General features: G+C 69.7%; 25 protein-coding genes and 2 pseudogenes. 16 read left to right on the forward strand and 11 right to left on the reverse strand.

Translation table 11 applies throughout. The annotated features are described in order from the left end of the window. Positions 1–15 precede the first annotated feature (15 nt). The 5 genes from MJQ72_RS30785 to MJQ72_RS30805 are packed head-to-tail and all read right to left on the reverse strand — an operon-like array spanning position 16 to position 4,928. A complete protein-coding gene (locus MJQ72_RS30785; protein WP_240594540.1) occupies positions 16–1,038 on the reverse strand; it encodes a GNAT family N-acetyltransferase in 1,023 nt (340 codons plus the stop codon). Beyond that, on the reverse strand, positions 1,032–2,075 hold the full coding sequence (locus MJQ72_RS30790; protein ID WP_240594541.1) for a GNAT family N-acetyltransferase: 1,044 nt from the start codon (positions 2,073–2,075) through the stop codon (positions 1,032–1,034). Before MJQ72_RS30790 ends, MJQ72_RS30785 begins: the two co-directional genes overlap by 7 nt. Beyond that, a complete protein-coding gene (locus tag MJQ72_RS30795) occupies positions 2,072–3,175 on the reverse strand; it encodes a hypothetical protein (protein ID WP_396426886.1) in 1,104 nt (367 codons plus the stop codon). The genes MJQ72_RS30790 and MJQ72_RS30795 overlap by 4 nt, the downstream gene beginning before the upstream one ends. Continuing rightward, positions 3,169–4,206, reverse strand: coding sequence for a GNAT family N-acetyltransferase (locus MJQ72_RS30800; RefSeq protein WP_240594543.1), 1,038 nt, complete (start codon positions 4,204–4,206; stop codon positions 3,169–3,171). The genes MJQ72_RS30795 and MJQ72_RS30800 overlap by 7 nt, the downstream gene beginning before the upstream one ends. Beyond that, positions 4,203–4,928, reverse strand: coding sequence for a hypothetical protein (locus MJQ72_RS30805; protein ID WP_240594544.1), 726 nt, complete (start codon positions 4,926–4,928; stop codon positions 4,203–4,205). Before MJQ72_RS30805 ends, MJQ72_RS30800 begins: the two co-directional genes overlap by 4 nt. A 321-nt stretch (positions 4,929–5,249) precedes the next feature. Between MJQ72_RS30805 and MJQ72_RS44930 the strand changes: the two genes are divergently transcribed. Genes MJQ72_RS44930 through MJQ72_RS30830 form a run of 4 tightly spaced genes read left to right on the forward strand, consistent with a single transcriptional unit; the run spans position 5,250 to position 11,270 of the window. Further along, complete coding sequence (locus tag MJQ72_RS44930) at positions 5,250–7,484, forward strand: glycosyltransferase (RefSeq protein WP_315860769.1); 2,235 nt, start codon at positions 5,250–5,252, stop codon at positions 7,482–7,484. Next, positions 7,481–8,758: a hypothetical protein gene (locus MJQ72_RS30820; protein WP_240594545.1), complete on the forward strand. Its 1,278-nt coding sequence runs from the start codon at positions 7,481–7,483 to the stop codon at positions 8,756–8,758. The genes MJQ72_RS44930 and MJQ72_RS30820 overlap by 4 nt, the downstream gene beginning before the upstream one ends. Before the next feature lie 20 nt (positions 8,759–8,778). Continuing rightward, the gene (locus MJQ72_RS30825) at positions 8,779–10,581 is read left to right on the forward strand and encodes a carbamoyltransferase C-terminal domain-containing protein (protein WP_240594546.1); all 1,803 of its coding nucleotides are present in this window, start codon (positions 8,779–8,781) and stop codon (positions 10,579–10,581) included. Then, the gene (locus MJQ72_RS30830; protein ID WP_240594547.1) at positions 10,578–11,270 is read left to right on the forward strand and encodes a hypothetical protein; all 693 of its coding nucleotides are present in this window, start codon (positions 10,578–10,580) and stop codon (positions 11,268–11,270) included. The genes MJQ72_RS30825 and MJQ72_RS30830 overlap by 4 nt, the downstream gene beginning before the upstream one ends. Here MJQ72_RS30830 and hemW read toward each other — a convergent pair. The 3 genes from hemW to MJQ72_RS30845 form a co-directional block, all read right to left on the reverse strand. Then, positions 11,263–12,477, reverse strand: a complete 1,215-nt coding sequence (hemW, locus tag MJQ72_RS30835; RefSeq protein ID WP_240594548.1) for a radical SAM family heme chaperone HemW — start codon at positions 12,475–12,477, stop codon at positions 11,263–11,265. The genes MJQ72_RS30830 and hemW overlap by 8 nt on opposite strands. A 64-nt stretch (positions 12,478–12,541) precedes the next feature. Continuing rightward, positions 12,542–12,898 (reverse strand): hypothetical protein, encoded by a 357-nt coding sequence (locus tag MJQ72_RS30840; RefSeq protein WP_240594549.1) that lies wholly within the window; start codon positions 12,896–12,898, stop codon positions 12,542–12,544. An 86-nt stretch (positions 12,899–12,984) separates the two neighbouring features. Beyond that, positions 12,985–13,398: a VOC family protein gene (locus MJQ72_RS30845; protein ID WP_240594550.1), complete on the reverse strand. Its 414-nt coding sequence runs from the start codon at positions 13,396–13,398 to the stop codon at positions 12,985–12,987. An 81-nt stretch (positions 13,399–13,479) separates the two neighbouring features. Between MJQ72_RS30845 and MJQ72_RS30850 the strand changes: the two genes are divergently transcribed. The 10 genes from MJQ72_RS30850 (at position 13,480) to MJQ72_RS30890 (ending at position 21,514) form a co-directional block, all read left to right on the forward strand. Then, positions 13,480–14,052, forward strand: coding sequence for a TetR/AcrR family transcriptional regulator (locus MJQ72_RS30850; protein ID WP_240594551.1), 573 nt, complete (start codon positions 13,480–13,482; stop codon positions 14,050–14,052). Positions 14,053–14,205: 153 nt separating this feature from the next. Further along, positions 14,206–14,292 (forward strand): putative leader peptide, encoded by an 87-nt coding sequence (locus MJQ72_RS45230; RefSeq protein WP_350573702.1) that lies wholly within the window; start codon positions 14,206–14,208, stop codon positions 14,290–14,292. Between the two features lie 36 nt (positions 14,293–14,328). After that, a complete protein-coding gene (locus MJQ72_RS30855; RefSeq protein WP_240594552.1) occupies positions 14,329–16,023 on the forward strand; it encodes a nitrite/sulfite reductase in 1,695 nt (564 codons plus the stop codon). Next, the gene (locus MJQ72_RS30860) at positions 16,020–16,172 is read left to right on the forward strand and encodes a hypothetical protein (protein WP_007034818.1); all 153 of its coding nucleotides are present in this window, start codon (positions 16,020–16,022) and stop codon (positions 16,170–16,172) included. Before MJQ72_RS30855 ends, MJQ72_RS30860 begins: the two co-directional genes overlap by 4 nt. Then, positions 16,169–16,864 carry a phosphoadenylyl-sulfate reductase gene (locus tag MJQ72_RS30865; protein WP_192745816.1) on the forward strand — a complete coding sequence of 232 codons (696 nt, stop codon included), beginning with the start codon at positions 16,169–16,171 and terminating at the stop codon, positions 16,862–16,864. Before MJQ72_RS30860 ends, MJQ72_RS30865 begins: the two co-directional genes overlap by 4 nt. An 11-nt stretch (positions 16,865–16,875) precedes the next feature. Then, a complete protein-coding gene (cysD, locus tag MJQ72_RS30870; protein WP_016332422.1) occupies positions 16,876–17,796 on the forward strand; it encodes a sulfate adenylyltransferase subunit CysD in 921 nt (306 codons plus the stop codon). Next, positions 17,796–19,058 carry a sulfate adenylyltransferase subunit 1 gene (locus MJQ72_RS30875; protein WP_240594553.1) on the forward strand — a complete coding sequence of 421 codons (1,263 nt, stop codon included), beginning with the start codon at positions 17,796–17,798 and terminating at the stop codon, positions 19,056–19,058. Before cysD ends, MJQ72_RS30875 begins: the two co-directional genes overlap by 1 nt. Continuing rightward, on the forward strand, positions 19,055–19,792 hold the full coding sequence (locus MJQ72_RS30880) for a sirohydrochlorin chelatase (RefSeq protein ID WP_240594554.1): 738 nt from the start codon (positions 19,055–19,057) through the stop codon (positions 19,790–19,792). Before MJQ72_RS30875 ends, MJQ72_RS30880 begins: the two co-directional genes overlap by 4 nt. Before the next feature lie 245 nt (positions 19,793–20,037). Beyond that, a complete protein-coding gene (locus tag MJQ72_RS30885; RefSeq protein ID WP_240594555.1) occupies positions 20,038–20,661 on the forward strand; it encodes a cyclase in 624 nt (207 codons plus the stop codon). Between the two features lie 79 nt (positions 20,662–20,740). After that, on the forward strand, positions 20,741–21,514 hold the full coding sequence (locus MJQ72_RS30890; RefSeq protein WP_240594556.1) for an enoyl-CoA hydratase family protein: 774 nt from the start codon (positions 20,741–20,743) through the stop codon (positions 21,512–21,514). Here the strand turns inward: MJQ72_RS30890 and MJQ72_RS30895 are convergent. From MJQ72_RS30895 to MJQ72_RS30905, 3 genes are read right to left on the reverse strand one after another with little or no spacing between them, the layout of a single operon-like run. Then, the gene (locus MJQ72_RS30895) at positions 21,511–21,867 is read right to left on the reverse strand and encodes a barstar family protein (RefSeq protein ID WP_240594557.1); all 357 of its coding nucleotides are present in this window, start codon (positions 21,865–21,867) and stop codon (positions 21,511–21,513) included. The two genes, MJQ72_RS30890 and MJQ72_RS30895, sit on opposite strands and share 4 nt — an antisense overlap. Beyond that, a complete protein-coding gene (locus tag MJQ72_RS30900; RefSeq protein WP_240594558.1) occupies positions 21,864–22,334 on the reverse strand; it encodes a ribonuclease domain-containing protein in 471 nt (156 codons plus the stop codon). Before MJQ72_RS30900 ends, MJQ72_RS30895 begins: the two co-directional genes overlap by 4 nt. A gap of 11 nt (positions 22,335–22,345) precedes the next feature. Next, complete coding sequence (locus MJQ72_RS30905) at positions 22,346–22,549, reverse strand: CDP-alcohol phosphatidyltransferase family protein (protein WP_038517165.1); 204 nt, start codon at positions 22,547–22,549, stop codon at positions 22,346–22,348. A 59-nt stretch (positions 22,550–22,608) separates the two neighbouring features. On the opposite strand from MJQ72_RS30905, the pseudogene MJQ72_RS30910 reads away from it, so the two are divergent. Continuing rightward, positions 22,609–23,573: pseudogene (locus MJQ72_RS30910) on the forward strand (zinc-binding alcohol dehydrogenase family protein). A gap of 183 nt (positions 23,574–23,756) precedes the next feature. Continuing rightward, positions 23,757–24,799: pseudogene (locus tag MJQ72_RS30915) on the forward strand (alpha/beta hydrolase). Positions 24,800–24,829: the final 30 nt, after the last annotated feature.

Consider the following 24,829-nt stretch of genomic DNA (forward strand, 5'->3'; position numbering starts at 1 on the left):
GCCACTCACGAGGGCTCAGAGCAGCGCGACCGCCGCCGCGTACTGCGGCACGAGATGCGCCCCCAGCGAGGCCTTCATCTCCGACATCTTCTTCCCGAACACCACCTGCGGCCGCCCGGTCTCGATCGCCCAGCGCACCACTTCGCCGTAGAAGTGGAAGTACAGATTGGGGCGTCCGCCGAGCTCCGGTGGCAACGCCGCCCAGTGCCGCGCGACCGGCAGGGCCGGGTGGTCGAGCAGGGTCGCGACGGCGATCGCCCGTCCGGTGGCGGTCTCGCGGTACTCGATGACGTGCACATCCGGCTGGCGCAGCAGCGCGCCGACGTAACCCACGAACGCCGGCAGCGGCACGATCGGCACATCGTGGTGTTTGGTTTCGTTGTGCCGCAACAGTTCCGCGATCTCGACCGGATCGGCCTCGGCCCCCGGCCGCACCCGCACCCCGAGCGACGGATCGGCCTCGAAGGTGCGGAAGATCTTGCGCAGGTTCTGTTTGCGCTTCCTGGCCAGCGAATGCATCCAGTCGTCCCGGCCGGAGAACGGCGAGACGTCGAGGACGGCCACGTCCTCCGTCCGGCGCACCATCTTCGGCCCGCCGCGGACACTGTCCACTCCGGACTCGCCGACCTGGCGCACCAGCAGTGCGCGCAGACCGAACCCGAGTTCCGCGCGCATGGCGGGGACGAAGGTGTCCAGCAGCCTGCCGACGCCGCCGTCGTCGTCCTCGCCGTCGAACCACCAGCCCGGCATGGCCCCCGCGCCCGGGGACCGGACGTCGAGCCCGCCGAGCCGTCCCCGGCCCGCCGTGCGGGCGAACCGGTGCCGCCGGGTGAGCCCGGTGACCCACGCGGAGCTGACCACGCCACGCGGTTCGCCGCCTTCGAGCAGGACCGTGACCGGTTGCTCGGTGCGCGCCGACCACGCCTGGGTGGTGAGCACCTCCCAGCTCCAGTCCGCCCGCAGTCCCGCCTTGGCCCGCAACGGTTTCCAATACGCGGGCTCCGGGTCGCGGCGGGGGTCCAGCACCTCGATCACCATCGCGTCACCGGCCTCGGCACGATGACCCCGAGCAGCGGCACCGGCTGGAACCCCAGCGTCGCCTTGAGGTCGGTCAGCCCCCGGCCCATCGAGAGGGACTTCCGGTTGCCCTCGATCATGTAACGCACGTTGCGGACGACCGCTTCGAAGTAGAGGTGCTTCGGCCGTCCTTCCTCCGGGGCGAGCGCGGCCCAATGCTGGTGCAGCGGCGCGACCGGGTGGTCGAGCACGTTGGTGAACGCGAGCAGCCTGCCCTCGCCGTCGTGGTAGGTCGAGGTGATCACGTCCGGCCTGCGCACGAGTTCGCCGAGGTATTCGGCGGTGACGGGACCGCGCCGGTCGAATTTCACCGGCCCCATCCGCTCGCGGTGCTCCCGCAGCAGCGTGGCCAGTTCCAGCGCGTCGAGGTCGGTGCGGGCGGCTTCGGTGCGGACGACCACGTCCGGGTCGGCGGCGATCTTCTTCGACTGGCCGCGCAGGCTCAGCCGCCTGCTCCGGCGCAGGGACGCCAGCCATCCCTCGACGTCGACGAAACGGTTCTCCAGCACCGACGTCGGCATCGTGTCGCGAACGGGCCTGCCCCGTCCGGTCAGCATGTCGAGCGACTCCGGCGGGACGGTGCGGTAGACGACGCCGAGACAGCCCGGCCCGGTGAAACGGCCGACGGCCCGCTCGAACCGGCGCATGATCTCCCGCCGGTCGGCGGCGTCGACGCCGTCGGCGAACAGCCACGGCGGGTATCCGGAAAGCCACGCGTGCTGCACCTCGACCCAGCGCGGACCCAGCCGGGCCAGTCCGCGCACGGCACCGGGACCTTCCGGGGAGATCGGGGCGCACAGCATCGCCAATACCGCGGCGACGATCTCGCCGCCGTCGCTGATCACGGTGAGCACGGTGGGGCTGCGCGAAAAGCGGGACTCCACCCGCAGCAACCCGTAGTCCCAGGGGACCGGGGCCTGCTGCGCGCCGAGGAATCCGGCCCAGCCCTCGGGTTCCGGATCGGTCCGCGGGTCGAGCACCCGCACTTCCCAGGTCATCGGCCCAGCACCGGTCTCGGTACCGCGACCGACACCAGGGACCTGGTGCCGAAGCCGAGCGGGGTCTTGTTCTCCAGCATCGCCCGGCCGGCGGTCAGCTCGGGGCGCCGACGCGTGATCATGTGCTCCACTCCCCTGGCGTAGAAGTCGACATAGAGCCCTTTCCGTCCACCGGCCGCGCTCGGCAGCGCGGCCCACTGGTGCAGCGCGCAGCCGTCGTCGGCGTCGAAGATCGTGCCGAATCCCAGCAGCCGCCCGGATCCGTCGCGGTAGGTACGGGTGAGGACGTCCGGGCGGCTGATCAACGCGTCCAGATAGGACGGCGCGATCGGGCTCCGGGTGTCCATGTGCAGCCCGCCGAACCGCGACCGTTGCCCGCCGGCCCAGGCCCGGTCGTCCTGCCTGCCCCGATGGGCATTGAGCAGCACGGCGAGTTCGTGGCAGTCCAGGTCCCGGCGGGCGGTGGCCGCCTCGGTGCGCAGGTCCCCGTCTTCCCGCAGTTCGTGCAGCGTCTTCCGGGTCTCGTCGCCGAGCACCCGTTCCCAATCGTCCACAGTGGAGTATTCGTTGGCCAGCACGGCGGCCGGATCGATCTCCCGGGACATCCGGCCGCGGCCGTCCAGCGCCGGGAGGAGCTCCGGGTTCATCGCGCGGTAGATCAAGCCCAGCAATCCGGGGCCGAGGTGGGCGCACAGGGCCCGTTCGAACCGGCGGACCACCTCCCGCCGTTCGGCCTCGTCCAGCCGTTCGTCGAGTACGCCGGCCGGGTAGCCGCTGAGCTGCCAGAGGTAGGCCTCGGCCCAGCGCGGGCGGAACCGTCCACCGAGGACGGACAACGGCGCGAAGTCCCCCGCCCGCCAGCTCCGGCACACCATCACGGTGAACGCGCCGACGATCGTCCCGTTCCGGCGGAGCACCGCGAGTACCGCGGGATTCTTCGCCATCCAGGCTTCCCGGCGCAGGACGTCGTACTCCCAGACCGGCCACAACCTCGCCCGCCGCAGGAACCCGCTCCAGCCCTCGGGTTCGGCGGCCGTCCTCGGATCGAGCACCTCGGCCTCGAACACGGTGCTTCTCTCCGCCACCTTCATCGTCACCATCCCAGTACCGGTCTCGGCACGGCCGCGGAGTACACCGGGCGCGCCCGGAAACCCAGCGTGGCCTTGAGTTCGGGCAGCCCGCGCCCGGCGGTGAGCTCCTTGACCCCGCGCCGCGTGACGTAGCGCATGGCGTGGATGTAGGAGTCGAACAGCAGTCCCCGCCGCCCGCCTTCGTCCACCGGCAAGGTGCCCCAATGCTGTTTCACCGGGCTGTCCGGATGATCGAGCAAGGTGTTCACCGCGAGCAGCCTGCCGTCCGCGCCGGTGTAGGTCAGCGTGTGCACATCGGGCCGGCGGAGGAACCGGCGCAGGAACGCGGCGGAGGGCGGCGTCCTGGTGTCGAGCGCGAGCTTGCCGTGCCGGTCGCGATGTCGCTGGAGGAGGGCCGCGACCTCGGCGCTGTCGAGGTCTTCCCGGCCGGCACCACCGGCGACCACGACACCGGGATCGTCGGCGAGCCTGCGCCGTTGCCGTCGCAGCCCACCCCGCCGCGACTTGGGCAGCGAAGCGATCCATTCGTCTTCCGAGGCGAAGCGGTTTTCCAGCACCGCCACCGAATCGACGGCCTTCACCAGCCGGCCGCGGCCCTGGAGGTCACGGGCGATGTCGTGCCCCAACGCCCGGTACAGCACTCCGAGCAGCGCGGGACCGAGCTTCCGGCGCAAGGACCGTTCGAATTCCCGGATCAGCGGACGCCGGTCGGTGTCGGTGATCCCCGGCGCGAACGCGAGCCCCGGGTAGCCGCTCAGCCAGGGCTGGCACACCTCGGCCCAGAACGGGCGCAGCAACCGATGCCCCGGCGTCGGCGCGAAGCGGGATCGCAGCCGGGGACGGCACACCAGCACCGAAAACGCCGCGACGATCCGGGCACCGTCCGTGACGGTGGCGAGCACCGGCGGATTCCGCGCGGTCCAGGCGTCGAGCCCCAGCACGTCGTAGTCCCACACCGGATGCAGGCGGGCGGCACGGAAGAAGTCCGGCCAGCCCGCGGGAACGGGATCGGTGCGAGGGTCGTGGAAAGCCGTCTTCACGTGAGCACGACCGGCGTCCCGTGTCGCGGGCACGGCGCGATCTCACCACGGACGCCACCGGCGGGCAGCACGTCCACGAACCGCGGGGAATCCTGTCGCAGCAGCGTGAACGCGAGACCGCCCGTCGTCGGGCGCGCGTAGACACGCGGCCAGTCGAGGTGCCAGCGACCGCACGCTTCGATCGCGCCCAGGTAGCCCAGCGCGGGATCGTGGAGCACCCCGTACGGGCCGGAGTCCATTGTGTCCAGTTCCCGTCGCGGTACGGATTCGACCCGGTACGCACGGTCTTCGGGCAAGGCCGCGGCGAAGACGGCCAGCTGCTTGTCTTCGCCGACCGCGAGCACGCGACGGCCGCGGCGAAGCGCGGAGGACAGTTCCGCCAGCACGCTCGGCGCCGGGACGTCGGGATCCACCACACAGCAACGAACCCCGCGCGGCAGATCCGACGGCGGACGCACCCCGTCCCCGCCGAGCACCACGACCAGTGCGTCCCCGCTCACCGAACGTGCCTTACGCAGCACGGGCCCCAGGCCCCGGCTCGGCTCGATCCGTTGCGCGCCACCGGCGAGCGGTACCAGGTCGACGATCTTGTGCACCGCCTCGGCCAGTGGCGCCGCGCCGGAATCCGTCCCGGTGCGACCGGGCACCAGCACGGGATCCGTTCTGCCGTCCAGAGCCCAGCGTTCCCGGTAGAACGGCACAGTCGCGAAGGCCGACCGCACGGACCGCCGATAGGCAGCCCGCCAGGCAGCACTCACCCCCACAGTCCACATGGCGCGCAAGCCTGCGTCATCGTCGCCGGTTTGGGAATACCCCGCGCCGGGTTCATCCGGTTTTCGGCCGACTTCCCACCTTTTCGACTGAGCTGAAAGGACGAACTTGCGGAATCCGCTGGCGGGAACAAAGCGAGTCTGCCTATAACACGGGAACTTTCGAGCCGGCACGACCTGCCGGACGCCTGGGGCAAGGGGACTCATGAACCGTGAAAACACAACGCGTGACGCTACGAACACAATAGCGCACTCACCGCAGGGATTCGATAGATGAGCTGGTCGATCCCCGGCCCGGCGGAAAGCGGACTCACCGTAGTCGTCCCGTGCTTCAACGAAGTCGACAACGTCGAGCCCTCATACCAGGAGATCGTCGCCGAGTTGGGAAATCTCCCACTCGAACTGCTCTACGTGGACGACGGGAGCACCGACGGGACACTGGACGTCATCCGGGCGCTCGCCCACACCGACCCCCGGGTGCGGTACCTGTCCTTCACCCGGAACTTCGGGTTCGAAGCGGCCTTTTCCGCGGGCTATCGGTACGCGGGGAAACCCTGGCTCCTGCACATGGACGCCGATCAGCAGTTCCCGGCCGCCGAAGCGGGGAAACTGATCACCGCGGCCGAGGCGGGCAACGACGCCGTTTTCGGAGTTCGCACCAATAGGAAAGACCCCTTACTAAGACGGTGGGGTACCGCCGCCTTCCATTTCCTCGGCCGCCGTGTCCTGCGTATCGAGATCCCGCCAGGCGCGACGGCGTTCCGCCTGGTCCGCACGGAGCTTGCGCGCAAGATCGTCGATCTCCGGCTGGGCACCCCGTACTTCCTCGCCACCGTGCCGAAGCTGACCAGCCGCTACACCACCGTCCAGGTGGCACACCGGGCCCGCGAACGCGGCGAGTCCAAAGTCGGTTTCGGGTTTCTTTCCTCGCACGCCATCGAGTTGTTCGTCGGCTTCACCCGGCGGCTGACGACGGTGGCCTCGGCCACGGCGGTGCTGACCGCCGGGATCTCGGTGCTCGCCGGGATCGCGGCCGCCACCGGGCTGCTCGGGCTGACCGCCGCGTCGGCGCTGACCTTCGTCATGTTCTCCGTGCTGCTGACCGTGCTCGCGTTGTCCGTCCGCTACCTGGTCGTGGTCGGCGCGGGGCAGGCGCGGCCACGGCAGTTCTACATCAGGGAAGCCAACTTCCCGGTCGACGAGGACGACCGGCTCTACACCTCGGCCACGGCCGGGATCCATCCTGGGGAAAGGCAAGCGGCAGTGAAGAACACCGAAGACACGGCGGCGGTACGGAGCCTGGTGATCCTGGGCGGCGCCGACGGCTCGGTCAGCACGTATCACCGGGCGCGGGAACTGGGGTTCCGCACCATCTGCGTGGACGTCCGCGCGAGCGCGCCGGCGGTGGCACTGGCCGACGAGTTCGTCCAGGTCAGCGTCCGCGCGCCGGAACAGATCGCGGCGGCGCTCGAGGGCCGGGACGACATCGCCGGCGTGCTCTGCCCGGCCAGCGACGTCGGGCTGCCCGCGCTCGCCTGGCTCACCCGGCACTGGAACCTGCCCGACCCGTTGCCCGAAGCCGCGGTCGCCGCTTCCGTCGACAAGTCCGTCTTCCGTGAACTCTGCGACAGGCTGCGTCTGCCGACGTACCGCAGCGTCGGCGGGAAGCCCGGCCCGGATCTCGCGCTCGCCGCGCAGCAGTTGCGGTTCCCGACACTGGTGAAACCGGTCGACTCCTCCGGGAGCCGCGGTGTCGTCTCGTGCGCCAGCCCCGGCGGCCTCACCACCGCGTTCTCCGACTCCCTCGCGTTCTCGCCGTCCGGCAAGCTGGTCGTCGAGGAACACCTCGACGGCTCGCACTACACGATCGAAGCCCTCGCCGTCGACGGCCGGATCGTGTTCCACGCGGTCACCCGGCGCACGCTGACGCCGCCGCCGTTCTTCGTGACGGCGTCGCATCTGCTGCCCGCCGGGCTGCCGCCGGTGGTCGACCGCGCGCTGCCGGTGATGCTGGGCGCGTTGTGCGCCGAGCTCGGGTACCGCACCGGGCCGCTCACCCTCGACGCGGTTTTGGGCCGTGACGGGAAGTTCTACCTGATCGAGATGGGCGCCCGGATGGGCGGGAACGGCCTGGCCGAAGCGATCGAGCACAGCACGGGCGTCGACCTGATCGCCGCGGGGATCGCCGCCGCGACCGGTGGCGAGGTCGTGCTCTCCCCGCGCGACCCACGACCGACGCTCATCCACATCCTCGCCTCCGACCGCGCCGGCCGGATCGTGCGCATCGAAGGCACGGACGAGGTCCGCGCCATGCCCGCGGTGCACAACCTGGAACTGTTCGCGGAGGAGGACTCCTACGTCAAACCGTACGAGCAGGCCGGCTACAAGATGGGTTACGCCGTGCTTTCGGCGCCGACCGTGCCCGAGGTGCTCGCCGCGGAGGACGAATTGCGCGGCACGCTGAAGTTCCTGCTCGACGAGCAGGGTGCGGCGGTACCGCTCCCTTGACCGGCACTTCGCTCACCGGCGCCGGCACCGCGTCGATCGCGGCGCCGAAGCCGTCGATGGTGCTCCGGCTGCTCGCCGGACGCGGCGTGTTCCGGCTGGCGATCCAGGCGATGGGCCTGGTGCTGGTCACCGCGTGGGGCGCGCACGACTACGGCCGGTTCGCCACCGCGCTCGGGCTGATGACATGGCTCAACTTCGTGCCGTCGGCGGCGGAGAAGTCGGCGCTGAAGTGCTTGCCGCGCCTGCGGATGACCCGGGACGCGGTCGCGGCCCTCGCCGTTCGCGTCGCCGTCGTCCCGGTGCTGGTGGTGCTGGCGGCGATGGCGGTGGCGCTGATCGCCGCGCCGGACTCGGACGCCGCGCTGTACCTCACGGCCGCGGGCTGGTCGATCTCCGGTGGCCTGCTGATGACGGTCTCCGGCCTGCACCGGTTCACCGGTAAGTCCACTTTGGACGCTCTCGCGTTCACCGCGGGCGCGGTGGTGGTCGGCGCGGTGACGGTGGGCACCTGGTTCATCGGCTGGTCGCCGTTGACACACCTCGGCCTGTTGCTCGGCGGGATCCTGCTCATCCTCGGCTTCTCCGCGGCGCTGCTGCCGAGAAAGTGGCTTCGGGTGCACAAGATCGACGGGCACCGGCTCCTGCCCGCGTTCGGCCGGACCACGGTGCTGCTCGGGATGACCGAGGTGCTGGACGTGCTCGCGACGTCGACGGTGTTCGGCGTGCTGGCGCTGGCCGGGCGGACCGTCGACAGTGGACCGTTCTACGTCGCCTTGCTGGCCAGTAGCGCGTTCTGTTCGCTGCTGTTCTATCAGCTCCGCGTGCACCAGCCGTCGATCTCGGCGCGGCTGCGCGGCGGCGGGGCGGCGGCGGGCCGGGCCCGTGCGGTCGAACTGCTGAAACTGGTCGAACGGGGCGCGCTCGCGTTCCTCGTCCTGGTGGGGATCGCGCTCGCCATCCCGGCGGCCCGCGCGGTGCTGACCGCCGAAGACACCGTCGGCGCGTACGTGGTCCTCGGCGTCTTCGTCCTGGTCGAAACGGTGCTGTTCGCCGTCCGGCTCTACGCGGGCTTCCTGATCGAAAACACCAACAGCAAGGTCCTCACGCTCACGGCGTCGGCCTCGATCGCCGGGCTGGTCGCCACCCCGCTGGCCGCCGCCGCGCTCGTCCCGGCGATGGGACCGGTCGGCGGATTCGCCGCCCTCGTCTTCGCCATCGGCACCCGGGCGATCGTCCTCCGGCGGCTGCTGCGCCGCCACCACCCCGAACTCTGAACGTCGCACTGGAGAAGGAAATGTACGTACTGGGAATCAGCAGGGTCCACGACTCGGCCGCCGCGCTCGTGCGCGACGGCGAGATCATCGCTTTCGCCGAAGAAGAACGCTTCACCCGGAAGAAGCACGACGGGGACTTCCCCGCGGAGGCGATCAAGTTCTGCCTGGAGCGCGGCGGGATCACCCTCGCCGACGTCGACCACGTCGCCTACTACTGGCAGCGCTGGCGCGAAGGCATCCACGCGGCGAAGGTGTTCGCGAAGTACTTCCCGGGAACGCTGGAGGTGTTCCGCAACCAGAACGGCGACGAGGGCGGCTCGTCGGCCGGCATGGTGGAGACGTTCAAGACCGGTGGTGGCAAAGGCGTCGACGACTACCATGTCGGCGGCGCGGTGCTCGCGCACATCAAGCGGTCCTTCACGCTCGAACGCGACGTGAAGGAGGCCGTGGGCTGGACCGGCCCGACGAAGTTCAAGACGCATCTGGTCGACCACCACAAGGCGCACGCCGCCAGCGGGTACTTCATCTCGCCGTGGGAAGAGTCGGCGGTGCTCACCTTCGACGGTATCGGCAGCGACGGCACCGCGACCTATCTGGGGCACGGCAAGGGAAACCGGATCATCGACATCCGGCGGATCAAGTTCCCGCACTCGCTCGGCGCGATGTACGCCGGCGTCACCGGCTATCTGGGCTTCTACCCCACCCGTGACGAAGGCAAGATCATGGGGCTGGCGCCGCTCGGCAACGACACCTACGTCGACGCGTTCAAGCAGCTGATCCACCTCGACGACGACGGCGGGTACGAGCTCGAACTGAGCTTCTTCGGCCACCACCGCACCGGCAAGCACGTGATGTCGGAGAAGTTCACCGACCTCTTCGGCCCGGCACGGCCCAAGACCCGGGTCACCGCGGAGAACCCGGTGCCGCAGCACTACTGCGACATCGCCTACGCGCTGCAGGTCACCTTGGAGGAGGCCGGGCTGCACATCGCGCGGTGGCTGCAGCGGGAGACGGGATCGCGGCGGCTGTCCGTCGCGGGCGGTGTCGCGCTGAACAGCGTGATGAACGGCCGGATCCTGCTGGAAACCCCGTTCGAGGACTTCTTCGCCCAGCCCGCGGCGGCCGACGACGGCTGCGCGCTCGGTTCGGCGCTGGAGGTGTCGGTCGGCAAGTACGGCAAGCCCCGTCCTCGCGACGGCTACACCTACACCGGCCCGGACTACACCGAGGCGGAGATGGAGCTGGCGCTGCAGGACGCCGGGGTCCGCTACACCAAGGTCGACGACATCGCCGCGCACACGGCGAAGAAGATCTCCGAGGGCAAGATCATCGGCTGGGTGCAGGGCCGGATGGAATGCGGGCCGCGCGCGCTCGGCAACCGTTCGCTGGTGGCCGACCCGCGCGACCCCGACTCGAAGACGCGGATGAACGAGAAGGTCAAGCACCGCGAGGCCTTCCGGCCGTTCGCGCCGTCGTGCCTGGCGGAACGCGCGGGCGACTGGTTCGTCAGCGACTACCCGTCGCCGGTCATGCTGCTGGTGTTCGACGTCCTGCCGGACAAACGCGACGAGGTGCCGGCCATCACCCACGTCGACGGGACCGCCCGCGTGCAGACGGTGACCGAAGCCGACAACCCGCTGTACTACCGGATGATCAGCGAGTTCGAGAAGCTCACCGGCGTGCCGATGGTGGTCAACACCTCGTTCAACGACAACAACGAACCGATCGTCGCCAGCCCGGCCGACGCGGTGGCCTGCTACCTCAAGACCGACGTCGACGCCCTCGCCCTCGGGCCGTTCTGGGCAGAGAAGGACGACCTGTGACCGCCACACTGCCCGACACGGACGGCTGGATCCCCGCGCTCTACCGGCGGCGCAAATGGCTGTGGCTGGTGGCCGCCGTCCCGGCCGTGGTGACGACGCTGCTGATCATGGTGATCCTGCCGCCGGACCAGACGCTGGACAACGTCGCGGACTGGGCGTTCAAACTGTGCCCGTTCGTCTTCGCGGTCGCCACGGTGGCGCTGTTCCCCCGCACCAAATGGGGTCCGGCGCTGATCGTGCTCGCGGTGTTCGTCTACATGTCCTATTTGGACACCGAGCTGATCATGCGGATCCAGGCGTTCGCCAGGAACGCCGCCACCGACGACGACGCGTTCCAGCCGGTGTACCAGTTCGAGCTGTTCATCGTGACGTTCATCGTCCTGTTCGGACTGATGGCGTACCGGCTGGGCGGCGGCCGGACGGCGAACGTGCTCAAGGCCGGTGTCGCGTCGATCCTCGTGGTGATCTCGGGCGCGAACGACCTGACGTTCTGGGCGCTCAACGACGTCTGGGCGGCCGGGACGAAACCGACCGAGCTCAAATGGGCGTCGCATATGATCGTGTTCCTCGGCGGGCCGCCGAGTGTCCCGGTCGCGGTGCTGTTCATGCTGGTGCACCTGGCGCTGGCGGCGGTCGTGGTGGCACTGCCGGTGGGCCGATGGGTCGACCGGGCGCTGGGGCTCAGGTGAGCCGTCGCACCAGGCCGTCGGCCAGCAACCGGCCCCGGTCGGTCAGCACCGCACGACCCTGACCGTCCAAAGCGGACTGTTCGAGCAACCCTTCGGCGGCGGCGGCACGGGCTTCGGCCCGGCCGTCGTCGTCGAGCGCGTCGAGCGGAAGCCCTTCGGACAGCCGGAGTTCCAGCATCACACGTTCGAGATTCCGGTCTTCGCCGGTCAGCAGTTCGCGGCCCGCGGCGGGCGACTCCCCGGCCGCGAGGGAAGCGGCGTAGCGCGCCGGATGTTTGACGTTCCACCACCGCACGCCGCCGACATGGCTGTGCGCGCCCGGCCCGGCGCCCCACCAGTCGCCGCCGCGCCAGTAGCCGATGTTGTGCCGGCAGCGGGCTTCCTCCGAGGCCGCCCAGTTGGACACCTCGTACCACCGCAGTCCCGCCGAGGCGAGGACGCGGTCGATCATCTCGTAGTCGGCGGCGAGCACGTCGTCGTCCGGCGCGGGCAGTTCGCCGCGGCGGATGCGGCGGGCGAGCGCGGTGCCCTCTTCGACGATCAGCGCGTACGCCGAGACGTGGTCGACACCGGCGGCCAGCACCGCGTCCAGCGAGGCCTGGAGATCTTCGGGCCGCTCCCCCGGCGTGCCGTAGATGACGTCGAGGTTGACGTGGTCGAACCCCGCGGCGCGGGCCTCCCCGGCGGCCGCGACCGGGCGGCCTGCGGTGTGCACACGGTCGAGGATCTTCAGCACGTGCTGTGCGGCCGACTGCATCCCGAGCGAGATCCGGTTGTACCCGGCGTCACGGATGCCCGCAAAGAACTCGGGCGAGGTGGACTCGGGATTGGACTCGGTCGTCACCTCCGCGCCCGGCGCGAGTCCGAAGGTGTCGCGAACGGCGTCGAGGACGCTTCGCAGCCCGTCGGCGCCGAGCAGGGACGGGGTCCCGCCGCCGACGAAGACGGTGTCGACCGCGGGCGGCTCCTTCAGCACGCGCGCGGCCAGGTCGAACTCGCGTTTGAGGCCTTCGAGCCACGACTGCGGCGACGAACCGCTGTCCAGCTCTCCGGCGGTGTAGGTGTTGAAATCGCAGTAGCCGCAGCGGGTCGCGCAGAAGGGGACGTGCACGTAGACGCCGAACGGTCGCGTGCCGAGCCCTTCCAGCGCGCTCTCGGGGAGCGCGGATTCGACGGGCGTGGTGGTTTCGGGCAGCAACGCGGGCACACCCCAGTGTCCCTCACGCGGTGAAGGCCTCCTTCCCGGGGGAAAGAGGCCTTCACCGGACGCGTCATCTGTCGGCGATGCGCACCTTGACCGAGGTCGAGCGGGTGCCGTCGTCGAACCGCACCCAGACGAGGGTCTCCATGTTCAGCGAGTAGTCGTTGACCACGTGGTCGACCGACCAGTCGCCCTGCTCGTCCGCGACGGCGTCGCGGCTCATGGCGACCTCGACCAGCACCATATGCGACAGATGTCCCCGGGCGCCCGGCGAGCAGCCGACCGCCTCGAACCGGTACGAGTCGCCCTTGTGCAGCACCGCCCCTTCCTCGGGCGAGACCAGCCTGCAGCCCTGCTGAGCCCCGGAAGCGGTACCCGGGATCAGCAGGGACGCCAGCACCATCGCGGCGACCACCCATCGGCGCATGCGCAACTCCTCCGTCCTCTGTGGATCGGAGACCGAAGCTAGCGGCGACGGCGGCTCCGCGCGGCCTCACTCACCCGAAGCGGTACTTAGGCCAACCCGTTAGCGGCCAGCCACTCCGCGGACGGCGGGATGGCCTCGATGATGTCGACCAGGAAGCCGTTCAGGTCCTCGATGTAGAAGTGCCGCTGGCCGAATTCCTCGTCCACGAGCTCCGTCACGATCTTGACCCCCTCCCCGCGCAGGCGCTCGTACTCGCCCGCGGCGTCGGCGACCATCAGCCCGACCATCGACCCGGCGGCTTCCTGCGCTCGCCAAGGCTCCGGCGTGGACTTGTGGCCGCGTTTCACGAAGCTCATCTCGTAACCCGGCACTCCGACGTTGAGGCTGGAGAACCAGTCCAGCTCGATCGTGACCTCCAACTGCAGGTGCCGCTTCCACCAGGCGGTGGTCTCGGCGATGTCCTCGACGACCACGCAGGCGCCGAAACCGTTGAGTTGCATCCGGTGTTCCTCCCAGTTCGAACCACTTGATGCGTAGTACTATAGCCATAGTGGTTTGACCGAGGCAAGGAGAATGTCCCGATGCGACAGAACCCGGAGCGCCGGACCGCGCTCACCGACGCCGCCATCACCGTCCTCGCCCGCGAGGGCGCGCGTGGCCTCACCTACCGCGCCGTGGACGTCGAAGCGGACGTGCCGCCGGGTACGACGTCCAACTACTTCCGCAACCGCGACCAGTTGCTCGGCGAGGTCGGCGTCCGTGTGCAGGAGCGGCTGTCGGCGCCGGCCGAGGTGATGGCGAACCCGGGGGCCGAGTCGCCGTCCCACGACCGGGTCGGCGTCCTGCTCGGCGAGCTGATGGGACGGCTGACCGGGCATCGGGAGCCTTATCTGGCCTTGCTCGAACTCCGCCTCGAAGCCACCCGGCGCCCGGATCTCTCGGCCGCGCTGACGAAGACCGTCCGCGAAGGCATCGACATGAGCGTCGACTGGCACATCGCGGCGGGCATGCCGGGCGGGCGCGCCGAAGTGCTGCTGATGTACCTCGCGCTGACCGGGCTCACCGTCGAACGGCTCACCCTGCCGGAGGTGCTCGCGGACGTCACCGACGAGGAGGTCATCCGGATCATCGTGGACCGCGTCCTGCCCTCTTGAGTCGTGCGCGTTCTGCGTCACAATGCCGGGCCGCGAACCCGGACTTGACCCGCGAAGCATGCCCTTGACCAGGGAAAACAGTCTTCTCCGGACACCGTTCCCAGTATTCGGACCGGCCTGGACCACATAGTGGGCGCGTGGCACGCTGAATCAATGACCCGCGCCGGAATCAGCCTCGTGGCACGCCGCCACGTGGACCTCCGTCGTGTGGCGAGCGCGCTCTGTGCGACGAACCGCTGACTCCCCGCCACCACCACGATCAGCCGGAGGATTCCCATGTCGTCGCCCACGCGCGAGACCCCTGCCCGTACGCCCCGGGTCAAACAGAAACGGGGCGAGGGACAGTGGGCACTGGGGTATCGCGAGCCGTTGAACCCCAACGAGCGGTCCAAGAAGGACGACAACCCGCTCAACGTCCGGGCGCGGATCGAGAACATCTACGCCCGCGGCGGCTTCGATTCGATCGACCCGGGCGACCTCCGCGGCCGGTTCCGCTGGTTCGGTCTCTACACCCAGCGCAAGCCGGGGATCGACGGCGGCCGCACCGCGACGCTGGAGCCCGAAGAGCTCGACGACCGCTACTTCATGCTGCGGGTGCGGCTCGACGGCGGCGCGCTGACCACCGAGCAGCTGGCCGTGCTCGCCGAGATCTCGCAGACCCACGCCCGCGACACCGCCGACATCACCGACCGGCAGAACATCCAGTACCACTGGATCCAGATCGAGGACGTCCCGACGATCTGGGCGAAGCTCGAAAAGGCCGGGATGACCACGCTGGAGGCGTGCGGCGACAGCCCGCGCGTCATCCTCGGCTCCCCCGTCGCCGGTATCGCCGCCGACGAGATCATCGACGGCACTCCCGCGATCGACGAGATCAAACGCCGCTACATCGGCGACCCGCGCTACTCGAACCTGCCGCGCAAGTTCAAGACCGCGGTCTCCGGGCAGCAGGACGTGGCACACGAGATCAACGACGTCGCCTTCGTCGGCGTGAACCACCCGGAACACGGCCCCGGATTCGACGTCTGGGTCGGCGGCGGCCTGTCCACCAACCCGATGATCGGGCAGCGCCTCGGCGCCTGGGTCTCGCTCGACGAGGTCCCGGACGTCTGGGAAGGCGTGATCAGTGTCTTCCGCGACTACGGCTACCGGCGGCTCCGTGCCCGCGCCCGGATCAAGTTCCTGGTGAAGGACTGGGGCGCCGCGAAGTTCCGCCAGGTGCTGGAAGACGAGTACCTCAAGCGCAAGCTGACCGACGGCCCGGCTCCCGAGGTGCCCGCCACCCAGATCGACCACGTCGGCGTGCACCCCCAGATCGACGGGAAGTTCTACGTGGGCGCCGCGCCGGTCGCGGGCCGCGTCTCCGGGGCCACCCTGCTGGCGGTCGCCAAGGCCGCCGAGCGGGCCGGGTCGAACCGCGTCCGCCTCACCCCGCACCAGAAGCTCGTGGTCCTCGACGTCCCCGAGGCCGAGGTGAACGGGCTGAAGACCGAACTGGCCGATCTCGGCCTGCAGACCGAGCCCTCGCCGTGGCGGCGCGGGATCATGGCCTGCACCGGCCTGGAGTTCTGCAAACTCGCGATCGTCGAGACGAAGGCCCGCGCGATCGAACTGGTCACCGACCTGGAGAAGCGCCTCGCCGACATCCAGGCCGAGATCGAGAACCCGGTGACCGTGCACCTCAACGGCTGCCCCAACTCCTGCGCCCGCGTGCAGACCGCCGACATCGGGCTCAAGGGCCAGATCGTCACCGACGAGGACGGCAAGCAGGTCGAAGGCTTCCAGGTGCACCTCGGCGGCGGGCTCGGCCTGGACGCCGGATTCGGCCGGAAACTGCGCGGGCACAAGGTGACCGCGGCGGAGCTGACCGCGTACGTCGAGCGGGTCGTGCGGGCGTACATCGCCGGCCGCGAACCCGGCGAGCGGTTCGCCCAATGGGTCCTGCGGGCCGACGAAAGCGTCTTGCAATGACCGAACGCGCGACCCCGTACCACTGCCCTTTCTGTGGCGATGAAGACCTGCGGCCGGAAGAGGGCGGCTCCTGGCTGTGCTCGGGCTGCCGCCGGGTCTTCACCGTGAAGTTCCTCGGACTGTCCTTTCCGGAGGTGTCGCAAGGATGACCGCCACTGCCGACTACAAGACGCTCGCCGAACGGGCCTCGAAGGAGCTCGCGGAGGCGACCGCGACCGAGGCCCTGCGCTGGACCGCGGAGACCTTCGGCGACGACTTCATCGTCGCGTCGAACATGCAGGACGCCGTTCTCATCGATCTGGCCACCCAGGTCAAACCCGACGTCGACGTGCTGTTCCTGCAGACCGGCTACCACTTCCCGGAGACCATCGGCACCCGTGACGCGGTGCAGGCGGTGTACCCCGGCGTGCGGATCGTCAACGCCGAAGCCGAGCAGAGCGTCGCCGAACAGGACGCGGAGTACGGCCCGAAACTGCACGAACGCGACCCGAACCAGTGCTGCCACCTGCGCAAGGTGGTGCCGCTGCGGAACACGCTCGCGAAGTACTCGGCGTGGGTGACCGGCGTCCGCCGCGTCGACGCGCCGACCCGCGCGAACACCCCGATCGTCACCTGGGACGACCGCAACGGCCTGGTGAAGATCAACCCGATCGCGCCGTGGTCCGACGACGAGTTCAGGGACTACATCGACGAGCACGGGATCCTCGAGAACCCGTTGGTGTCCATCGGTTATCTGTCGATCGGCTGCGCGCCGTGCACCGCCAAGGTCGCTCCGGGCCAGGACCCGCGCAGCGGCCGGTGGGCCGGACAGGGCAAGACCGAGTGCGGCCTGCACGGGTGAGAAGGGACGACATGACCACGCTCGAACCGGCCACAGACGCCGCACAGGACAACCTGGCGGCGCTGGAATCCGAGGCCATCCACATCTTCCGCGAGGTGGCGGGTGAGTTCGACCGGCCGGTGATCCTCTTCTCCGGCGGCAAGGACTCGACGCTCCTGCTGCACCTGGCGATCAAGGCCTTCTGGCCTGCCCCGGTGCCGTTCCCGTTGCTGCACGTGGACACCGGGCACAACTTCGACGAGGTCATCGACTTCCGCGACCGCGTGGTCGAGCAGCACGGGCTCCGGCTGGTGGTGGCGAAGGTCCAGGACTGGATCGACGACGGCAGGCTCGAAGAGCGCGCCGACGGGATGCGCAACCCGCTGCAGACCACGCCGCTGCTCGACACGATCGCCGAGAACAAGTTCGACGCGGTCTTCGGCGGCGGGCGCCGCGACGAGGAACGCGCCCGCGCCAAGGAGCGGATCTTCAGCCTGCGCAACGCTTTCGGCCAGTGGGAGCCGCGACGGCAGCGCCCGGAACTGTGGAACCTCTACAACGGCCGGCACCGTCCTGGCGAGCAGGTCCGCGTCTTCCCGCTGTCCAACTGGACCGAGGCGGACGTCTGGAACTACATCGCGCGGGAGAAGGTCGAGCTGCCGTCGATCTACTACGCGCACCGGCGCGAGGTCTACCAGCGCGACGGCATGTGGCTGGCCGAAGGCCCGTGGGGCGGGCCGCGGCCGGACGAGGTCGTCCGGGAACTGACCGTGCGCTACCGGACCGTCGGTGACGGTTCGTGCACGGGCGCCATCGAATCGACCGCCGCCACGGTGGACGAGGTCATCGCCGAGGTCTCGGCCTCCCGGCTCACCGAACGCGGCGCCACCCGCGCCGACGACCGGATGTCGGAGGCGGCGATGGAAGACCGCAAGCGGGAAGGGTACTTCTGATGTCCAGCCTCCTCAGGCTCGCGACCGCGGGCAGTGTGGACGACGGGAAGTCGACCCTGGTCGGGCGGCTCCTGTACGACACCAAATCCGTCCTCGCCGACCAGCTGGACGCGGTCACCCGCGCCAGTGTCGACAAAGGACTGTCCACTCCGGACCTCTCGCTGCTCGTGGACGGCCTGCGCTCGGAACGCGAGCAGGGCATCACGATCGACGTGGCGTACCGGTATTTCGCGACGCCACGGCGCAGTTTCGTGCTCGCGGACACGCCCGGCCACGTGCAGTACACGCGGAACACGGTGACCGGGGCGTCCACCGCGCAGCTGGCCGTGCTGCTGGTCGACGCGCGCAAGGGCGTCATCGAGCAGACCCGCCGCCACGCAGCGGTGCTCGCGCTGCTGGGCGTGCCGAACCTGGTGCTGGCGGTGAACAAGATCGACCTCGTCGGCTACGACGAAGCGACGTTCACCGTGATCGCCGAGGAGTTCGCCGAACACGCCGCGTCGCTGGGCTACGAACGGGGTTCCGTGCTCGCGGTGCCGGTTTCGGCGCTGGTGGGCGACAACGTGGCGGAGAAGTCGGACAAGACCCCGTGGTACTCCGGCCCGACCCTGCTGGAGCACCTGGAAACCGTGCCGGTGGCGCCGGATCCGCACGATTCGGCGTTCCGATTCCCGGTGCAGTACGTGATCCGGCCACGCACGGCCGACCATCCCGACTACCGCGGGTACGCCGGGCAGATCGCGGCGGGCACCGTCCGGCCGGGTGACGAGATCGTCGTGCTCCCGCAAGGAATCCGCAGCCGGGTGGAGGCCATCGACACCGCCGACGGCCCGCTCGCCGAAGCCGGCGCGGGCACCTCGGTGACCCTCTTGCTCGCCGACGACGTCGACATCTCGCGCGGCGACCTGATCGCCGCGGCCGACCGGCAGCCGACGGTGACCGACGAGATCACCGCGACCCTGTGCTGGCTCTCGGCGAAGGCGCTGAAGCCGGGCGCGCGGGTGCTGGTGAAGCATGGGACGCGGACGGTGCAGGCACTGGTCGGCGAGCTCCACGCCCGCTTCGACGAGCAGACACTGTCCAGTGTGGACGATCCGGCCACCTTGGAGCTCAACGACATCGGCCGGGTGACGCTGAGGCTGGCCGAAGAGATCGGCGTGGACGACTACGGAGTCAGCCCCCGGACGGGCGCGTTCCTGGTCATCGACCCGAAGGACGGCGACACGCTCGCCGCCGGACTCGTCGGCGAAAGGTTCGCATGACCCCACCGCTCCTCGCCGTCGCCCACGGCAGCCGCGATCCGCGGTCCGCCGCGACCATCCGCGCCCTGCTCGACGTCTCCCGCGGGCTGGCACCGGGCCTCGACATCCGCGAGTCCTTTCTGGACCTTTCGGAGCCGCTGCTCACCGACGCCCTGCGCGGCCTGTACGCCGAGGGGCACCGCGAGGTCGTCGTGGTGCCCCTGCTGCTCGGCGTCGCCTACCACGCCCGGGTGGACCTGCCCGCGCTCGTCGCCGAGGCGACCGCGGACTGCCCTGGCCTCGACGTGCGGGTTTCCGGCGTGCTGGGCATCGACCCGCTCATCGAGACGGTGGCGCTGGACCGGCTCACCGAGGCGGGCGCCGATCTGGACGACCCGGGGCTGGGTGTCCTGCTGGCCGGAGTCGGTTCGTCGAACGTCGCGGCGAACGACGCGGTCGCCGGGATCACCACCCGCTGGCAGCTGCGTCGCGGATTGCTCGCGACGCCCGCCTTCGCCAGCGCCGCGCAGCCGGACGTGCCGGCCGCCATCGCCCGGTTGCGGCTCAACGGCGCTCAGCGGCTCGCGGTCGCGGGCTGGTTCCTCGCGCCGGGGCTGCTGCCGGACCGGATCGCGCGTCTCGCCCGCGAAGCGGACCCGTCGGTGATCGTCGCCGGGCCGCTGGGGCCGGATCCGCGGATCGCCGGGCTCGTCCTGGACCGCTACGACGTCGCCGCCGCCCGGCTCGCCGCCTGATCGTTGATCGGCCCTGGTCGTTCATAGGCCCTGGTCGTTCATAGGCCCTGGTCGTTCATCGGCACAGTAGAGCGTTTCGTCCCGTTCGGACCCTTGATACCGATCTTCGGTGGGTCTCATTCCCATTTCCGTGACGCCCCGCGTATGGGAACGGAGATTTCTTGACGAGTTACTTAACTTGCCGGTAACTCTCTAAACGCTGCGCAGCTCCCTCTCTCCCCATCGAACCCCCAGGTAGGTGGAACATGAAGGCTGCCATCCGTGCCCTCGTCTGCGCTTCGGCCGTACTCGTCCCGATCGCCGGTCTGGCCGCGCCGGCTTCGGCGGCGACCACCGTCGTCTTCGACTGCGAAGCGAAGCCGCCGCTCGTCGGCAACAAGTACCTCAAGCTGAACCAGGACGCGGACGTCACCGCTCCGGCCACGGTCGCTCCCGGCGCCGCGCTCGACGTCGTCATCGACCCGGCGCCGAACACCGTCCCGGCCGAGGTCAGCGGCTACCAGGTCAAGAACATCAAGGACTTCTCCCTGAAGATCCCGATCCCGGCCAACTCGACCTGGGTGGGCGCCGACCTCGCCGGCGGCTCCGGCATCGGCTCGACCCCGCCGAAGATCACCGTCTCCGGCAGCGTCGCGACGCTGAGCTTCCCCGGTCCGATCGCGGGCGGCTCGACGTTCGAACTGCCGACCGTGACCGCGCACCTCACCGCGGGCTCGTCCGGCACCATCGAGACGAAACTGGGCGGCACCAGCTACAGCGACCCGGGCCTGACGTTCACCGCCGTGGTCAGCGCCGGTTTCGACGTCTCCGCCCCGACGGCGTGCTTCCCGAACCCGAGCCCGACGTTCACCACGACGACGATCGGCTGACCCGTGCCTGCGCCACCGTCGGAGGAGATGGTGGCGCAGGCCACTGCCCGGCCCGACTTCGCCCGTGCGAAGGTGGGGCATGGCTGACGAACTGGTGCACTACGACGTGGTGGGCGGCACCGCCACGATCACCCTGGACTCCCCGCACAACCGCAACGCGCTCTCCGCCCAGCTGCGGCGCGAGCTGAGCGAATCGCTGGACAAGGCACAGGCGGACGACACGGTGCGGGTCATCGTGCTCACCCACACCGGTCCGGTGTTCTGCGCGGGTATGGATCTCAAGGAGGCTCGCGGTGCCGGCGCGGGCGCCCAGGGCGTGAACGAGTTCCCGAAGATCCTCGAGCAGCTGTGGACCAGCCCCAAGCCCGTCGTGGCCAGGCTCGCGGGCCCCGCACGGGCCGGCGGGATCGGCATGGTGGCCGCGACCGACATCGCCGTCGCCGTGCCCGAAGCGACGTTCGCCTTCTCCGAGGTGCGGATCGGGGTCGTACCCGCCGTCATCTCGCTCACCGTGCTGCCGCGGCTCAACGCCCGCGCCGCGCACGAGCTCTTCCTGACCGGTGACACCTTCGACGCGAAGCGCGCCGTCGAGATCGGCCTGCTGAACTCGGCCGTCCCCGCCGACGAACTCGACGCCGAGGTCGCCCGCTACGTCAAGGCGCTCGCGCTCGGTGGCCCGAAGGCGCTCGCGGCGACGAAGGAACTGCTCAGCAAGCCCCGTCCCGCGACCCCCGCCGAAGGCTTCGAGGCCATGAACAAGCTGTCCGCCGGGTTCTTCGCGAGCGAAGAAGGCCAGGAGGGCATCACGGCCTTCGCACAGAAGCGCAAGCCGAACTGGGTCCCGGAGGCCTAATCCGGCAAGACGACGGTGAGGCGCCGGGAGTCCTTCCGGTCACCGGAGGGCCCCAGCGCCCGCTGCGCGTCGGAAAGCACGCTGCGGACGGCCAGGTACGCCTTGGGATCACGCTCGCGCAGTCCCGAGGATCCGGCCCAGATCAGTACGTGCTCGCCGGGCGGGAGCCAGGACAGGTCGGTCAGGCAGTCGTAGAGCGCGTCGAGGTTCTTCCCGAAGTAGTCCGGGAACGACAGCGCCTCGGCGATCACGTCGAGCGTCGAGTCCTTGTCGACCGTCCGCGCGCCGTCGATGAGATGCGGGTACGCGCCACGGGCGAACGCCTTGTCCGCCGCTTCCTTGCCCGCGCTCATCGGCTGGGATCCACTACGACGAAGGACTTGTAGTGGTCCTCGGTGTAGTACAGCTCCTTGCCGGTACCGGTCACCAGCCGCCTCGCCCCGCGATCCGGGCTGCCCGGCGTCTTCACCGTGTACTCCCGGTAGTAGCCGGACCCCTTGGCGGGCAGGACCTTCTCCCGGTTCTGGAAGGTGACGTCGTCGTTGCGCGGATACGGGTACGGGCCGCCCGCCTGGATGAGCTTCCAGGTGTCGGACGCCTGCGCGGGAAGCTTCGTCAGGGGCTTGACCGGGAGACCGGATTCCTCGCCCGCGACCTTGCCCTTCGCCCCGCTCGCCGCGGCGTCGCCCGACGGCGCGGCCGAACTCGCCGGAGCGCTCTTCGTGTCGTCACCGCTGATGCCGTCCTTGACGAACCAGCCTGCGAGCACCAGCACGATCAGGCCGATCAGGGCGGCGGTGATCCGCCTACGGTTGAACATGGTGTGCCAGCTTAGGAGGGCCGGTCGGAGTCGTTCGCATCGCGGGCCGTGCCGAAGCGCCGGGCGACCTTCCCGAAGACCGTGTCGAGCACCCAGGCCGCGACCAGGCACAGCGGCACCACGACCGCCATGACCAGCACGAACTGCACGGGGAACGGGGCCTGCGCGAGCCACAGCTCCACGCCGTCCCACCAGTCCGCAAGCCCATTGAACACAGTGTGAGCCTACGCTCGCAGGCACTGCCGCCGCCGGTCAGGCCCGGTAAGTTGCTGGCATGTTCGCCGTTTACGCTTCCGAACCCAACGCCGAAAAGCCGCTGGACTCGCTCGTGATCGGCGAGCGACCCGAACCCGAGGTACCTGAAGGCTGGGTGCGGGTCGACGTCAAGGCCGCCAGCCTCAACATGCACGACCTGTGGACCTTGCGCGGCGTCGGCATCAAACCCGAGCAGTTCCCGATGATCCTGGGCTGCGACGGCGCGGGCACCCTCGACGACGGCACCGAGGTCGTCGTCCACTCGGTGATCAACGCCCCGGGCTGGCAGGGCGACGACACCCTAGACCCGAAGCGCACGCTGCTCACCGAGAAGCACCAGGGCACCTTCGCCGAGCAGGTCGTGGTTCCGGCGCGCAACGTCGTGCCGAAGCCGTCGAGCCTGACCTTCGCGGAAGCCGCGACCATGGGCACGGCATGGCTGACGGCGTACCGCATGCTGTTCGTGAAGTCCGGGCTGCGACCGGGGCAGACGATGCTCGTGCAGGGCGCCTCCGGCGGCGTCTCGACCGCCCTCGTCCAGCTCGGGCGTGCGGCCGGGTTCCGGGTCTGGGTGACCGGGCGTAGCGAAGAGAAGCGTGCGCTCGCCGAGACCCTGGGCGCACATCAGACCTTTGAGTCCGGCGCGCGGCTGCCGGAGCGGGTCGACGCGGTCTTCGAAACCGTCGGCAAGGCGACCTGGTCCCACTCGGTGAAGTCGTTGAAGCCGGGCGGGATCATCGTCGTCTCGGGTTCGACCAGCGGCCCGGACGCTCACGCGGAGTTGCAGCGCGTGTTCTTCCTGCAACTGCGCATCGCCGGTTCGACCATGGGACCAGGGACGAACTGAACGATCTCCTCGCCTACCTGGAACTCACCGGGGTCCGTCCGCGGATCGGCGCCGAGCTGCCGTTCACCGAAGCCGAAACCGGGTTTAAGAACATGCTCGACGGGGAAACTTCCGGCAAGGTGGTCTTCACGCATTGATCGGAGGGGTGAGTTCGCCCCCTCGCCGTGATCAACGGCGCACACAAGCGCACGTCCGCGCGTTCCACGCAGGTCAAACAGCCATTTCGCGGTCTTGTCAAGTGTCAAGAACGTTATGACTTGGCGAGGTTCTTACGACCAAAGTTCGACCAAAATCCGACCTCTCGCGGTTAGCCTGGAACCATGACCGCATCGCAGCGGCCCGAACCGGCGGACCCGGGGGCCGGCCCACCACCGACACCGACCCGATCCGCGTCTCCTTCCGGCGCTACGCCGGTGTCCGCACCAGAGTGCTCGAAGTCGGGCCGCAGCCGGTGGAATCCACCGACCGGACCCCACGGCGAATGCTCGGCAAACGGGCCACTGGACGCGGACAGGTCAAGCCGACCGCGCCGAGGCTGGTGCTGCTGCATGGCTACTGCGACAGCGCCGACACCTGGCGCCCGGTTCTGGAGCTGCTCGCGGCCGCCGGTGTTCCGGCGGTCGCGGTCGATCTGCCCGGATTCGGTGACGCTCAGCCACTGCGGCCGGGCCCGATGCTGCCGCAGCTGGACGCGTTCACCGCGGCCGTGGTCAAGGAACAGGCCGTACTCGGCACGGTGGTACTCGCCGGCAACTCGCTCGGCGGCACGATGAGCCTGCGTGCCGCCGAGAACCACCGGCTGCCGGTCGCGGGCGTGGTGTCGATCGCCGCGCCCGGGTTCGTGGACAGCTGGCTCATCCGCACCGTGGCCAGGTACCCGCTGCCGCTGCGGATGTACTCGTCCCTGCCGCTGCCGATCCCCGGCTTCCTCGTGCGCGCCGTCGCCGAGCAGGTCGTCCCCCGGCTCCTGTACGCCGACTCCGCCGCCGCGGACGCCGCCCAGGTGCGCCGGTTCACCTCGCTGTTCCCGGACTACCGCTCCACCACGACCAGGCTCGAACAGGCGAGGCAGCTCGTCGAAGAGCTGGCGAACGCGTACCGGCTCGAAGAGATCCGTGTCCCGCTCCTGGTGGTCGTCTGCGGCAAGGACAAGCTGGTCAGCGCCGCCTCCGGACGGCAGCTGCACGCACTGGTCCCGCACAGCAGGCTGATGGTGCGCGAGGACTGGGGACACTGCCCGCAGCTGGACGACCCCGTCGAGATCTCGGAGCTGCTCACCTACTTCTCCGCCGGCGCGTCCAGGCCGTCGAAGATCGCCGCTCGCGTGGCCGCCGAAGTGAGCGAGGACACCGTCGCCGGATAGGTGCGATCGCCCGTCTGCCAGTACGGTGCC

The sequence above is a fragment of the Amycolatopsis sp. EV170708-02-1 genome (assembly GCF_022479115.1).
In the GTDB taxonomy this organism is placed as follows: domain Bacteria; phylum Actinomycetota; class Actinomycetes; order Mycobacteriales; family Pseudonocardiaceae; genus Amycolatopsis.